Source organism: Teichococcus globiformis (assembly GCF_042646265.1).
Taxonomy (GTDB): domain Bacteria; phylum Pseudomonadota; class Alphaproteobacteria; order Acetobacterales; family Acetobacteraceae; genus Pseudoroseomonas; species Pseudoroseomonas globiformis.
Genome location: NZ_JBHRTN010000010.1, coordinates 109,018 through 122,615, shown reverse-complemented (window position 1 = coordinate 122,615; position 13,598 = coordinate 109,018). Strand labels below are relative to the sequence as shown.

Genomic DNA, 13,598 nt, shown 5'->3' with positions numbered 1-13,598 from the left:
ACAACATCGCGGGCGGGCGGCAACCCTGCCCCCCCTTCCGGCGTCTATGGCCTTGCGCTCAGACCCGAGGGGAACTCCGTGCCGCCCGCCATCAACAAATCCCGCATCACCGAAGGCCGCGCCAATCCGTTGGGCGCCTCCTGGACCGGCCTGGGCGTCAACTTCGCCCTATTCTCGGCTCATGCCACCAAGGTCGAGCTCTGCCTGTTCGACGATGCCGGCGAGACCGAGCTGGAGCGGATCGAGCTGCCGGAATACACCAACGAAGTGTTCCACGGCTTCCTGCCCGATGCCCGCCCCGGTACCGTCTATGCATATCGCGTGCATGGGCCCTATGCGCCCGAGGAAGGGCACCGCTTCAACCCGAACAAGCTGGTGCTCGACCCTTATGCGCTGAGCCATGTTGGCGAGTTCCGGTGGGACCATTCCATGTTCGGCTACACCATCGGGCATGAGGACGAGGATCTGTCCTTTGACGAGCGTGACAGCGCTCCGTTCATGCCGAAATGCCGCGTGGTCGATCCCGCCTTTACGTGGGGTGACGACCGGCGCCCGCGCATCCCCTGGGAACGCACCATCATCTACGAGACCCATGTGAAGGGCGTGACCAAGCGGCACCCGCTGGTCGCGCCGGACGCACAAGGCACCTACGCCGGCCTGGCCAACCGGGATGTCATCAAGCACATCAAGTCGCTCGGCGTGACGGCGGTGGAGCTGCTGCCGATCCACTTCTTCGTCAACGACGACTACCTGCTCGAAAAGGGGTTGGTGAATTATTGGGGCTACAACTCCATCGGCTTCTTTGCGCCGGCTCGTCGCTACGCACGGAACCAGGATTTCGCCTTTGCGGAGTTCAAGGAGATGGTAGCCCGGCTGCACGATGCCGGGCTCGAGGTCATCATGGACGTGGTTTATAACCACACCGCCGAAGGCAACGAGCGCGGGGCGACGCTGTCCTTCAAGGGCATCGACAATGCCAGCTACTACCGGCTGCTGCCGGACCAGAAGCGGTACTACATCAACGACACCGGTACCGGGAACACGGTGAACCTGTCGCACCCGCGGGTGCTGCAAATGGTTACCGACAGCCTGCGCTACTGGGTCAACGAGATGCATGTCGACGGCTTCCGCTTCGACCTCGGCACCATTCTGGCGCGGGAGCCTGGCGGTTTCGACACGCAGTCCGCCTTCCTCAAGGCCTGCATGCAGGACCCCGTTCTGGCGGATGTGAAGCTGATCGCCGAACCCTGGGATATCGGGCCTGGCGGCTACCAAGTCGGCAACTTCATGCCAGGTTGGGCCGAGTGGAACGACAAGTACCGCGACACGGTTCGCGCGTTCTGGGTCGGCGAGGAAGGCAAGGCGGCGGACCTTGGCAACCGGCTCTCCGGCTCGGCCGACCTGTTCAACCACAATGGCCGCAAGCCCTGGGCCAGCGTCAACTTCCTGGCCGCGCATGACGGTTTCACGCTCAACGACCTCGTCACCTACAACGACAAGCACAACGAGGCGAATGGCGAGGAGAACCGCGATGGCCACTCGCACAACCTTTCGTACAATTACGGTGTGGAGGGCCCGACCGACGACCCCGAGATCAACGCGGTGCGCGAGCGTCAGATCCGCAACATGCTGGGCACGCTGTATCTGAGCCAGGGTACGCCCATGCTGCTGGCGGGCGACGAATTCGGTCGCACGCAGGGAGGTAACAACAACGCCTACTGCCAGGACAACGAGATTTCCTGGCTTGACTGGAACTGGGGCGAGAAGGGCGATCGGCTTACCGCCTTCACTCAGAAGCTGGCGGGCTTGCGCGACCGCTTCCCTGTGCTGCGCCGCGGCCGTTTCCTGTCCGGCGAGGTCCACGAGGCAAGCGAGGTGCAGGGCATCTCCTGGTACAAGCCCTCCGGCGAGCCCATGGAGCAAGCGGATTGGGAAGACCCCAACACGCGCTGCCTGGCCAAGATGCTGGATGGCCGGGCTCAGACCAGTGGTATAAGGGTTGCGGCGCATGATCAGACACTGCTGCTGATCGCCAATGCTTACCACGAGGCTGTGGAGTTTACCCTCCCCTCCTCTGTGGAAGGCGAAGCCTGGGTGCGGTTGATGGATACCAACATCGCCGACGAGGAAGATGAGGACGAACCCGCCTTTCCGATCGGTCACAGTTACACCGTGACAGGCCGTTCCCTGCTGCTGTTCTACCTGAAGCGGCAGCGTCGCCGTCGGGCCTGATCCGCTTAGCGTTCCGCCACGTTGCGGCTTGTGCTAGCCTGAGGGGGTGCGGCATCCGGTGCCCCCCTGGCGCCTGGCCCGAGACGGAGCGTCGGCATGGGCGCAACGCGGCATCCGAGATGCGCTACGTCTCCCTCAGCCCTGCCCTCGCGCGCAGCGCTGGCGGAGCAGGAGGCGTTGCTCGCTGCGCATCGGCGCTTTACTCGACCGATGCGCAGCGAGGACGAGGTCTGGCAGGCAGTGGCCGAGGCTGCCCTGGATGTGGTCCGCGCGGCGCACGGCGCCAGCGTCGCCCTCCCGGAGGGTGATGATCTGGTTTGCCACGGGGCCGCTGGCAGCATCGAGGCAGGAACCCGCTTCCGCCGCAATCCCAGCCTGTCCGGTCGATGCCTTGAGGAAGGCCGGCCCCTCCTCATGGCCGACGGCTTCAATGACCCCCGGGCCAACACCGCCATCAACCGCGCCAAGGGCATCCGCTCCGCGATCGCCGTGCCATTTCCGCTGCGCGGTCGCTTCGTCGGTGTGCTGCGGCTGATCTCGCCCAAGGCCGACGCCTTCACCGAACGCGACAGTGCCCTGGCCCAGATCCTGGCCGGCATCATCGGCACCGGCCTCAGCTCGCTTGGCGAGCAACGCGCCCTGATGGCGGCACGCGAAAGCGATGCCAAGCAGCAGTTGATGGCGGATGCCGTGCCTCACATCCTTTGGCAGGCCGATGCCGAAGGGCGGGTGGATTTCCTCAACCGCCGCTGGGCGGAGGTCACCGGTATTCCCGCCGACCACGCCCTACAGGCTCAGCCTTGGCTGGAGCTTCTGCATCCCGAGGATCGACAGGCGGTGGCCGATGCCTGGATGGCGGCGTCGCGCAAAGGCTGCGAGTTCCGTGTCACCTATCGCCAACGCGATGCCAAAGGGTGCTTCCGCTGGATGGTGAACATCGGACTGCCTTACCGGGAGCCTGGCACAGGCCGGATCACCCGCTGGTTCGGCAGCACGGTCGACGTGCATGACGAGATGCAAGGCCGTGAGCAAGTGCGCCGGCTCAATGCCGAGCTGGAGCGAGTCGTCGCGGAGCGGACACTGGAGCGGGACCAGATCTGGATGAGTTCCACTGATCTGCTCTGCGTCGCGTCCGTGCAGGGACAGATGTTGGCGCTCAACCCGGCCTGGACCCGAACGCTGGGCTGGCCGGTCGAAAGCCTGATCGACCAGCCCTTCATGGATTATGTGCATTCCGAGGATCATGAAAGAACCTCGCAGGCCATGGAGGGCCTGCGCCGCGGCCAAGCGCAGTTTCACTTCGTGAACCGTTACCGGCATCAGGATGGCAGTTGGCGCTGGCTGTCATGGAATGCCAACCCTGTGGAGGAGAGGATCTTCGCCACGGCCCGCGACATCACCGCCGAAAAGGACCACGAGGAGCTCCTTCAACAGTTGGAGGATCAGCTGCGGCAAAGCCAGAAAATGGAAGCCGTGGGCCAGCTTACCGGCGGCTTGGCGCACGACTTCAACAACCTGCTCACCGGCGTCATCGGCAGCCTGGACCTGCTGGAGGCCCGGCTGCAGCGCGGCAGGCTGGAAGATCTGGACCGCTTCATCCTGGCGGCCCGCGGTGCGGCAGAGCGCGCAGCTTCGCTGACCCACAGGCTAATGGCCTTTTCACGCCGCCAAACACTGGATCCCCGTCCGGTGCGGGCCGACGAGCTGGTGCTGGGCATGGAAGAGCTGGTTCGACGGACGGTGGGGCCCGGCATCCGGGTGGAGGTGGCGCGAGGTGACGCACCCTGGGGCACGCTCTGCGATCCCAACCAGCTGGAGAACGCTCTGCTGAACCTCTGCATCAATGCACGGGACGCGATGCCCCAGGGCGGGCGGTTGCGCATTTCCACCGCCAATCTTTCGCTGGAAGGACGCGGGGCTCAACTGGTTCGCCTGACTCCCGGCGATTACGTGGTCATGCGCGTGGCCGACACGGGAACCGGCATGCCGCCGGAGGTCCTCGCGCGGGCCTTCGATCCATTCTTCACCACCAAGCCCATCGGCCAGGGCACCGGCCTTGGCCTTTCCATGGTTTACGGCTTCGCACGCCAGAGTGGTGGCGAGGTGTCGATCGAGAGCCGCCCCGGCCAGGGTACGGCCATCAGCCTGTTCCTGCCGCGCCATGACGTTGACCGGGCCGACGTGACCGTGCCTGCGCCGGTGCCCGTGCTGGAGCCGGCGCCTGGGCCATTCAGCGTGCTGGTGGTGGATGACGAGCCGACGGTGCGGCTGCTGGCGCGGGAAGTGCTGCAGGAGATGGGCTGCAGCGTGGACGAGGCCTCCGAGGCCGGCGCCGCCTTCGCCATGCTGCAATCGGGACGCGCTTTTGACCTGTTGGTCACCGATGTCGGCTTGCCGGGTGGCATGAACGGACGGCAACTCGCCGATGCGGCGCGGGTGCTTCAACCGGAGCTGAAGATTCTTTTCATCACCGGCTATGCCGAAGAGGCGGCGTTGCGCGAAGGCAGCCTGGGGCGCGACATGGAGATCCTGGCCAAGCCCTTCAACGTGGAGGCGCTGCACCGGCGCCTCAGCGCGCTCTTGGAGGCGGAGGACAGGTAGGCCGCGCCGCGTCCCCGCTGAACCTCCCGCCTGGTCAGGCGCTCATGGAACAGGCGGCGCAGCGTCCTTCCACCTCCACAACAGCATGACCGGGCTGGAAGCCCTCCCGCGCCGCTGCATCGGCCAGGGCATGCGCCACCCCATGATCGCTGATCTCAATGGTCAGACCGCAATCGCGACAGATCAGGAACTGGTGCGCATGGTGATGGCCGGCATGGTCATGCCCGGCCTCGACACAGCCGACAAAGGCGTTGAGCCGCTCCACCTTGTGGATCAGCCCCTGCTCCAGGAGGAAGTCCAGCGCTCGGTACACGGTGGGCGGCGCCGCACCGGGGCGCAATGCCTTCAGCTTGTCGAGCAAGGCATAGGCCCCGAGCGGCTGCTCGGCCTCCAGCACCAGGCCCAGCACCTGGCGGCGCAGCTCCGTCAGTTGCACGCCGGCACGTACGCACTGTCCCTCCGCGGCACGCAGCCTGTCGGCCAGGTCCGTCTCGCCGCCGCCAGATCGTGTCGTAGCCTCCCTCGCCGTCATGCCCCCTGCTCCCATCCTGCTTCTGACGTTATATAGTAACCGAGAACTGAGTTGAGGAGCCGCACCATGCCGGTCACCGATCCCGCCGCTCGCACCCGCTTCATGGAGGCGGTGCGCTTCAACGAACAGGGGCTGATCCCCGTCATCGCCCAGGCCGCCGGCGATGGCGAGGTCCTGATGATGGCCTGGATGAACGCCGAGGCGCTGGAGGAAACCCTCGCCACCGGGCGTGTGGTCTATTTCAGCCGCAGCCGCAATGCCCTGTGGCGCAAGGGTGAAACATCAGGACAGGTGCAGCACTGGAGCGATCTGCGCCTCGACTGCGACGGCGACACTATCCTGGCGCTGGTCAAGCAGAAGGGCGTGGCTTGCCATACCGGACGCCGCTCCTGCTTCTTTCAGGCGCTGCGCGAGGGCGAGTTGACCGCCATCACCGCACCCGAAGCCGATCCGGCGGTGCTTTATGGCCGCTGATCGCCTGCTTCCCGTTACCTTGCTGACCGGCTTCCTTGGTGCCGGCAAAACCACCCTGCTGAACAACCTGTTGCGGCAGGAGGCGATGGCCGGCACCGCCGTGCTGATCAATGAGTTCGGGGAAACGGGACTGGATCACCTGCTGGTCGAAACGCTGGAGGACGAGGCGGTGCTGCTGCAGGCGGGCTGCCTCTGCTGCACCATCCGTGGCGACCTCGCGCGCGCGCTGGAAGGCATCGCCAAGCGTGTAAGGGATGGCCAGGACCTGCGGCGCGTGATCATCGAAACCACAGGCCTCGCCGATCCGCTGCCCATCCTGCAGACGCTGATGGCGGATCCCGGGACGGCGCGCCATTTCGCCCTGGATGGGGTTGTCACCGTGGTGGATGCGGTGAACGGTACGGCAACGCTGGACTCCCAGCCCGAAGCGGAGCGCCAGGCCGCCGTGGCGGACCGGCTGCTGGTTTCCAAGGCCGATTTGACGTCGCAGAATAAGCTGTCCACGCTGCTGGCGCGCCTGGCGGCGCTGAATCCGGTGGCAGAGCCCCGCATTCTGGGGCCCGGGGGCCTCGACGCCGCCGACATCATCGGCCTGAGTCCGGAGACTGCGCCGCTGCGCGACGAGGCGTTGCTTCGTTGGCTCAAGGAAACGGCGCCGGCCGCGCATCACCATGGCAGCGGCGGGCATCACGGGCACCACCACCACGATGCGAACCGGCACGACTCGCGGATCCATGCCTTCTGCCTGCGCTTCGACTCCCCCCTGCCTTGGGATGGTCTGGCCACCTGGCTGCAGATGCTGACCGCCACACGCGGCGATGCCGTGCTGCGGATAAAGGGCATCCTGGACGTAAAGGGACAGGATCGCCCATTGGCCATCCACGGTGTGCAAGGCGTGTGGCACGCGCCGGCTCTTCTGCCGAGCTGGCCAGATGCAATGAGGCCCTGCTCGCAGATGGTGTTCATCCTGCGCGACATGCCCCGCGACGTTATCGAGAAGGGTATCGCCGCCTTCTGCGCCGCTGCGATCACGCCAAAGAGAGCAGAGGCAGCGGACGATTGACGCACCGCATCAAGGCGCGTTCCCTCAGCACGAAACGAAGAAGGACCGCGTCATGTCGCTGACCATGCCGGAGGAGCTGCTGCTCCTGATGCTCGATGATGAGAGCGGGCGGCTGATCGACCGCGCAGCGCCTTCCGGCGACTATGCCCTGGTGGCGGCCATCCTGGCCGAGCTGGAGGTGGAGAACCGGATCGACGCGGGGGTAGAGCGGGTCGTTCTGCTTGATCCCCGGCCAACCGGCGACGCGGCGCTGGACGACGTGCTGGCGCGGATCGGTGCCGAGGTAGAGCCGCGCGGCAGCCGTTGGTGGATCGAGGCGCTTGCCAGCGAGGCGGACAGGCTGCGCGACCATTACTTCGACAAGCTGGTCGAGCGCGGCGTGCTGAAGCTGGAGGAAGGCCGGTTCCTCTGGTTCTTCGCAGAACGCCGCTACCCGATCTTGTCCGACAAGGAGGAACGTGAGGTCAAGGCGCGGCTGATGTCGGTGATCTTCGAGGATCATACGCCCGCGCCGCGCGACGCGCTGCTGATCGGGCTGGCCCGGGCGGCAGGACTGCTGCCGCTTTTGCTGGCGACGCCCGAGCTGGAGAGCGCCCAGCAGCGCATCGATGCCGTCGCTGACCGTGAGCCCTTGAACCGGGCGCTGACCGACGCGGTGCGCGACATCTTCACCGAGATCGCCCGCTCCGGTCCGGTGATGTGACGCACGCAACCCGGGCAATGCGGCGCGCATTGCCCGGGGCATGATCGATCAATCCCCTGTCGCACTGATCTCCGGCGCCGCGCACGGCATCGGCGCCGGCATTGCCGAACGCTTGTGCCGCGATGGCTGGCGCGTGGTCACCGCTGATCTGCGTCCCGGCATGGCCGGCACCCGGCATGTGATCGCCGATGTGTCGGAAGAGGCCGCCGTCGACACGCTGGTCGAGGGCATCGCCACGGCGGAAGGCCGTCTGGACGCGCTGGTCTGCAATGCCGGCATCATGGTGCGCAAGAAAGTCACCGAGCTTTCGCTGGAGGAGTGGCAGCGGGTCCTGACAACCAACCTGACGAGCGCCTTTCTGCTGTCCCGCAAGGCCGCGCCCCTGTTACGCCAGAACCGAGGTGCCATCCTGACCATAGCGTCCAGCCGCGCGCGCATGTCTGAACCTGATACGGAGGCATATGCCGCCAGCAAGGGCGGCATCGTGGCGCTGACCCACGCCCTGGCCATCAGCCTGGGGCCGGAGGTGCGGGCCAACTGCATCAGTCCCGGCTGGATCGATGTGGGCGGCGAGCCGCTGCGCCCGGAGGACCACGCACAGCATCCGGCGGGCCGCGTCGGCCGGGTGGAAGACATTGCCGCGCTGGCTGCCTTCCTGCTTGGGCCGGAAAGCGGCTTTGTCACCGGCGCGGAATTCATGGCGGATGGCGGCATGACGCGGAAAATGATCTACGCCGAATAGTGGCCGTCGGCCCAGAAGGTTCAGCGGCGGCTCAGCCCGCCGGCTCCAGCTTCAGCAGAGGCCTGCCGGCGGCATCCAGCAAGGTCAGGAAGCCGCCACCGATGCGATAGGAGGCCGTTGCGTCGAGCGCGGCCAGGAACCGTGCTTCCAAGGCACTGGCGGCAGGATCAAGGCAGGCCATCCGGGTCGAGGCCAGGGGACCGATGCGCAGCCGCGCACCGTCCAGCATGTACGGGCCTGCCAGGCGGTTGCAGCCGCCCGAGCCGCTTGCCCGGCGGGAAACAGGATCGAGCCGCAGGGAAGGCAGACGCGCGACGGCTCCCGCATCGGCCAGCCGCCAATCCACCGCCTCGACCGGCGGGGTTGCCGCACCAGCCGTGCGGTCGGAACCGGTTGCTCCCTGCGGGCTCTGCGGCGCCGCCGAGCAGGCGGCCAACAGCGCCGCGAGAGCGACGGCTGGAATGGCGCGGTTCATGACAGTCTCCTTCTTCGCTGGTCCGCGGCGTGCCCCTTCTCCACGCCGAGTGCAAGCACTTCCAGGCCCTCGCCAGCCCGTATCATCTGTTCTATCCCGACCACATGGCCCCTTTCCCGCTCCGCTTCGAAACTTTGCGTGGCGCCGCGCTGATGCCTCATCTGCCGGATCTTGCCGGGCTGCGCATCGCCGTATTCCGCGAATGGCCTTATCTTTACGAGGGCGACGAGGCCTATGAGGCCCGATACCTTCGTGCCTATGCCGAGGGCGAAGGCGCGGCTGTCATGCTCTGCCGCGACGGCGACCGGCCGGTCGGCATCTCGACCTGCGAACCGATGGGCACGACGCATCAGGCCGTTCGTGCATGTTTTCTTGAGGCAGGGCTGGATCCCGGGCGCTTCTGTTACTTTGGCGAAAGCGTCCTGCTGCAGCCTTATCGCGGACGCGGTGCGGGGCTGCGCTTCTTCAAGTTGAGGGAAGCTCACGCGCGAAGCCTCGGTGCGGATTACGCCACCTTCTGTGCCGTGGAGCGCGAAGTGGATGATCCCCGGCGCCCTGCCGGCTACTTGCCGCTCGACGGCTTCTGGCAACGGCGGGGCTACACGCCCTACCCGTCGCTGCGCTGCGTCATGAACTGGCGCGAACCAGGCGGAAGGGCGGAGATCCCGCACCACCTCAGTTTCTGGATCAAGCCGCTGTCCGAAGCGTCGCTGCCGTGAATTCCCCCGTCCTGACCCCCCTGAAGGTGGCCCTGCTGCAGTATCCCGTGGAGCGACCGCCTGGGATTGCGGAGTTTTCCGCCAAGCTGGATCGTTGGCTGGCGGAAGCGGTGCGGCACGGGAGCCATCTGGCCGTGCTGCCGGAGTATGCCTGTGCGGAACTGGGCGCCGCGCTGGCCGGCCAGCCCGCCGACGAGGCGGCCGAGCTGGTGGCCTTGGTGGACGCCGCGCCGGCTATTCTGAACGCGATGCGCCACGCGGCGCAGCGCAGCGGATTGTGGCTGCTCGCCGGCACGTTGCCATTCCGGATGGATGACGGACGCATCCTGAACCGCGCCCCGTTGATCACGCCGGAAGGAGCGGTGGCGTTTCAGGACAAGCATTTCATGACCCGGTTCGAGGCTGAGCGATGGGGTGTCAGCGGCGGCAGCGCGCCCGGCGTATTCGACACGCCCTGGGGCCGGATCGGCGTCTCCGTCTGCTATGACAGCGAGTTCCCGACCCATGTTCGGAGCCAGGTGGAAGCCGGTGCCTGGTTGATCCTTGCTCCTTCCTGTACCGATACGTTGCATGGCTTCAACCGTGTGCGGCTGTCCTGCGCCGCACGGGCGCTGGAAAACCAGTGCTTCGTTGCCATGACGCCCACAGTGGGCGAGGCGCCCTGGTCCGCGGCCCTGGATCGCAACCGCGGCTACGCGGCTATTTTCGGTCCCGTCGACAGGGGCTTCCCGGAAGATGGGCTGATTGCGCGCGGCGCCCTGGATGCCGCGCAGTGGGTGTTTGCCGAGCTCGATCCAGAGCGGGTCGTGACGCTGCGGCAGAACCCGTCAGTGTTCAACCACCGGGACTGGCCTGACGCTGCCTTTCCCGCCGCTCGTCCGGCCGCGTTCTCGTGACGCTGCTCTACCTCGTTGCCGGCGAGGCCTCGGGCGACATGCTCGGCGCCCGGCTCATGGCGGCGCTGCGACGCCGCAGGCCTGACCTCAGCTTTGCCGGAGTCGGCGGCGACCGGATGGCGGAGCAAGGCTTCCACAGCCTGTTTCCCATGCGCGAACTGGCCCTGATGGGGCTGCTGGAAGTGCTACCCAACCTGCGGCACCTGGCGCGGCGCCTTGACCAAACCGTGGCCGACATTGTTGCCCGCCGTCCGACCCTGGTGGTTACCATCGACAGTCCGGGCTTCACGCTGCGGGTGGCGCGGCGGGCCAAAGCACAGGGCTTCCAGGTGGCGCATTATGTGGCGCCACAGGTCTGGGCCTGGCGGCAAGGGCGGGTGAAACACATCGCGCGGGACGTGGACCGCATCCTCGCGCTCCTGCCCTTCGAGGCACCCTTCTTCGAGCGGGCGGGCATTCCGGTCGATTTCGTCGGCCATTCCATTCTGGAATCCGGAGCTGACGGCGGAGATGCGGCACGCTTCCGTGCAGCCCATGGCGTCGCCCCGGAGGAGCGGGTGGTGCTGGTGATGCCAGGCAGCCGGCGCAGCGAGGTAGGCCGGCTTCTACCCATCTTCGGAGAAGCCTTGAGCCGGGCTGAGGCATTGGTTCCGCGCCTGCGGCCAGTGGTGCCCTTGGCAGGGCCCGTGGAGGACGCGGTGCGCCAGGCGGCCGCCAGCTGGAGCCCTGCACCGATCCTGATCCATGATGTGGCAGGCAAGTACGACGCCTTCGCCGCGGCGCGCGAGAGCGGCGGCGCGGGGCTGATCAAATCCGGGACCTCCTCGCTGGAGGTCGCGCTGGCAGGCGTGCCCATGGCGGTGGGCTACAAGGTAAATCCCCTTTCCGCCGCCATAGCCAGGCGCCTGATCAAGGTTCCCTTTGTCAGCATCGTCAATCTGCTGGCCGAGCAAGAGGTGGTGCCGGAGTTTTTGCAGGAGCGCTGCACTCCACCCTTGCTCGCTGCGGCTCTTGCGGAGCTGCTGCGCGATCCCCGCGCCGCCGACGCGCAGAGGCGCGGCTTCGACCAGGTGATGCATCGCCTCCGTCCGCCTGTCGGTCTGCCCAGCGAAGCCGCGGCAGAGGCCGTTCTGGCCATGCTGGATCATGCAACGGATCCAAAGCCGCTTCGTTTGCCAGCTTGACAGGCGACGGTGGCGGATAGGCGGCGGCGACGGATTGGGTTATCGCTGGGTCAGACGCCATCCGCGCGGGCTGGCCGCCCCCGCCGACCGATCACCCGGACAGCCGGGGCGAAGGAGTATCGTGCCTCAGATCCTGAAACGCTTCAGCAGCGGCATCGAAGGGCTGGACGAGATCACAGGCGGCGGTCTGATCGCCGACAGCACCTACATCATCCAGGGTCATCCCGGTTCCGGAAAGACCATCTTTGCCAACCAGATCGCCTTTCATCAGGCGGCGCGCGGAGCCAGTGTGCTGTACGTCACGCTGCTCGCGGAATCGCACGAGCGCCTCTTCGCCTTTCTGTCCACCCTGCAGTTCTACGATCCTTCCAAGCTCGGGCGCGGCGTCACCTATGTCAGCGCCTTCACCACCATGGAGCAGGAAGGGCTCGATGGAGTCATCAAGCTGCTGCGCCGCGAGATCCCGCGCCAGAAGGCAACACTGCTGGTGTTGGATGGCCTTCTGAACGCGCGTGAGAAGGCGGCCAACACGCTGGAGATGAAGAAGTTTATCGCCGAGCTGCAAAGCCACGCCTCCTTCGTGAACTGTACCGCCCTGCTCCTGACCAGCGCACGGTTTGAGGAGAGCAGCCCCGAATACACCATGGTCGATGGCGTGATCGAGCTGCGGGAAGAAGAATATGGCGTCCGCACCATGCGGCGGCTGCGGGTGCGCAAGTCTCGCGGCAGCGCGGCTTCGGGCGGACTGCACCAGTACATGATCCGGGAGAGCGGCATCGCCCTCTATCCCAGGCTGGAAGCGCACCTGGCCACGCCGTCCGTTCCGGACGAGCAGAGCCTCGCCCGCACCTCGTGCGGCCTGCAGCGTGTGGACGAGATGCTGTCCGGTGGCCTCCCCGTGGCGTCCACAACCGTGGTGATCGGGCCATCGGGCTGCGGCAAGACGAGCTGGGGCCTTAACTTCCTTTGCGCCTCCACCTCCCAGGAGCCAGGGCTGCATTACGGCTTCTATGAGACGCAACCCCGGTTGCAGCGCAAGGCCAAGGCCATCGGGCTGGACATGGATCCCCTGATTGCCTCCGGCGCATTGACATTGGAATGGCGGCCACCGGTGGAGCGTATGGCGGACGTGATCGGGCACGACTTGCTGAAACGCGTCACACAACTGGGCGCCAAGCGGCTCTTCATCGATGGGCTAGGTGCCATTGAGCGAGGCATGCTGACAACAGGCCGCATCGTGCCCTGGTTCAGTGCGCTGGTGAACGAGCTGCGGGCACGCGGCGTGACGGTGCTGGTTTCCGCGGAGGCCAACAACCTGTTCGATCCCGCACCCACTCTGCCAGCGCCGGAGATGCTGAGTGTCGTGGACAACATCGTTCTGATGCGATTTGTTGAAATGGAGGCGCGGATCCACCGGGTCTTCTCGATGGTGAAGGTCCGCGACAGCGCCTTCGACCCCATGCTGCACGACTTCAACATCACCGATCAAGGCATCGTGGTGACGGAGCGCCTGCTGGGCAAGGATCTGACCAACGACCTGCCTTCCCCCACCGGCCGACCCGCCTGACGCGGCGGAAAGGAGGCAGAGCGGCCGATGACGACGATCCTGGTGGTTGATGACGAGTTCCTGGTCTCGGACCTTCTGGCGAGCGCGCTCGAGGACCAGGGCTACCACGTCACCCAGGCGCATCATGGCCGCAAGGCGCTGGCAGTGCTGGCACGGGAAAAACCGGCCCTGATCATCACGGATTTCATGATGCCGCTGATGAACGGGCTGGAACTGGCTCAGGCAGTCAAGGAGGATACCCGCTGGAGGCATCTGCCCATCATCTTGCTGAGCGGTGCGCAAGGCAGCATCGCGCGCGGGCATCCGCATCTTTTTGCCGACGTGTTCGACAAGCCCTTCCCGATCCGCGCCCTTGTGGCGCGCGTGCGTGAACTGGCCGGCCCGCCCGCGGAGGAGCCGGCCGAGTGACG

Annotated in this window: 13 protein-coding genes; 11 read left to right on the top strand and 2 right to left on the bottom strand. The window is 66.2% G+C overall.

The genetic code is table 11. The features are described 5' to 3' along the window. The first annotated feature begins 78 nt into the window (after nucleotides 1–78). Both glgX and ACFOD4_RS11400 read left to right on the top strand, forming a co-directional pair. Entirely contained in the window at nucleotides 79–2,232 is a 2,154-nt protein-coding gene (glgX, locus tag ACFOD4_RS11405) for a glycogen debranching protein GlgX (RefSeq protein WP_379596529.1), read from the top strand. Nucleotides 2,233–2,328: 96 nt separating this feature from the next. Continuing rightward, nucleotides 2,329–4,833 (top strand): PAS domain-containing protein, encoded by a 2,505-nt coding sequence (locus ACFOD4_RS11400; RefSeq protein WP_379596528.1) that lies wholly within the window; start codon nucleotides 2,329–2,331, stop codon nucleotides 4,831–4,833. A gap of 34 nt (nucleotides 4,834–4,867) precedes the next feature. On the opposite strand, the gene ACFOD4_RS11395 is transcribed toward ACFOD4_RS11400, so the two are convergent. Further along, entirely contained in the window at nucleotides 4,868–5,365 is a 498-nt protein-coding gene (locus tag ACFOD4_RS11395; RefSeq protein WP_379596527.1) for a Fur family transcriptional regulator, read from the bottom strand. A gap of 66 nt (nucleotides 5,366–5,431) precedes the next feature. On the opposite strand from ACFOD4_RS11395, the gene hisI reads away from it, so the two are divergent. The 4 genes from hisI to ACFOD4_RS11375 are packed head-to-tail and all read left to right on the top strand — an operon-like array spanning nucleotide 5,432 to nucleotide 8,347. Continuing rightward, nucleotides 5,432–5,839, top strand: coding sequence for a phosphoribosyl-AMP cyclohydrolase (gene hisI, locus ACFOD4_RS11390; RefSeq protein ID WP_379596525.1), 408 nt, complete (start codon nucleotides 5,432–5,434; stop codon nucleotides 5,837–5,839). Then, nucleotides 5,829–6,902, top strand: coding sequence for a CobW family GTP-binding protein (locus ACFOD4_RS11385; protein ID WP_379596524.1), 1,074 nt, complete (start codon nucleotides 5,829–5,831; stop codon nucleotides 6,900–6,902). Before hisI ends, ACFOD4_RS11385 begins: the two co-directional genes overlap by 11 nt. Nucleotides 6,903–6,954: 52 nt before the next feature. After that, nucleotides 6,955–7,605 (top strand): GOLPH3/VPS74 family protein, encoded by a 651-nt coding sequence (locus ACFOD4_RS11380; RefSeq protein ID WP_379596522.1) that lies wholly within the window; start codon nucleotides 6,955–6,957, stop codon nucleotides 7,603–7,605. Nucleotides 7,606–7,645: 40 nt separating this feature from the next. Then, nucleotides 7,646–8,347, top strand: a complete 702-nt coding sequence (locus ACFOD4_RS11375; protein WP_379596521.1) for an SDR family oxidoreductase — start codon at nucleotides 7,646–7,648, stop codon at nucleotides 8,345–8,347. A 31-nt stretch (nucleotides 8,348–8,378) separates the two neighbouring features. Here ACFOD4_RS11375 and ACFOD4_RS11370 read toward each other — a convergent pair whose 3' ends face one another. Then, nucleotides 8,379–8,822, bottom strand: a complete 444-nt coding sequence (locus ACFOD4_RS11370) for an META domain-containing protein (protein ID WP_379596520.1) — start codon at nucleotides 8,820–8,822, stop codon at nucleotides 8,379–8,381. Nucleotides 8,823–8,851: 29 nt separating this feature from the next. Between ACFOD4_RS11370 and ACFOD4_RS11365 the strand changes: the two genes are divergently transcribed. The 5 genes from ACFOD4_RS11365 to ACFOD4_RS11345 all read left to right on the top strand — a co-directional run bounded on the left by ACFOD4_RS11365 (nucleotide 8,852) and on the right by ACFOD4_RS11345 (nucleotide 13,596). After that, a complete protein-coding gene (locus ACFOD4_RS11365; protein ID WP_379596518.1) occupies nucleotides 8,852–9,541 on the top strand; it encodes a GNAT family N-acetyltransferase in 690 nt (229 codons plus the stop codon). Continuing rightward, nucleotides 9,538–10,437, top strand: coding sequence for a carbon-nitrogen hydrolase family protein (locus tag ACFOD4_RS11360; RefSeq protein WP_379596517.1), 900 nt, complete (start codon nucleotides 9,538–9,540; stop codon nucleotides 10,435–10,437). Before ACFOD4_RS11365 ends, ACFOD4_RS11360 begins: the two co-directional genes overlap by 4 nt. Continuing rightward, nucleotides 10,434–11,621 carry a lipid-A-disaccharide synthase gene (gene lpxB / locus ACFOD4_RS11355; RefSeq protein WP_379596515.1) on the top strand — a complete coding sequence of 396 codons (1,188 nt, stop codon included), beginning with the start codon at nucleotides 10,434–10,436 and terminating at the stop codon, nucleotides 11,619–11,621. Before ACFOD4_RS11360 ends, lpxB begins: the two co-directional genes overlap by 4 nt. 121 nt (nucleotides 11,622–11,742) lie before the next feature. Next, entirely contained in the window at nucleotides 11,743–13,188 is a 1,446-nt protein-coding gene (locus ACFOD4_RS11350) for an ATPase domain-containing protein (protein ID WP_379596514.1), read from the top strand. A gap of 27 nt (nucleotides 13,189–13,215) precedes the next feature. Further along, nucleotides 13,216–13,596, top strand: coding sequence for a response regulator (locus ACFOD4_RS11345; protein ID WP_379596512.1), 381 nt, complete (start codon nucleotides 13,216–13,218; stop codon nucleotides 13,594–13,596). The last annotated feature ends 2 nt before the right edge of the window (nucleotides 13,597–13,598 follow it).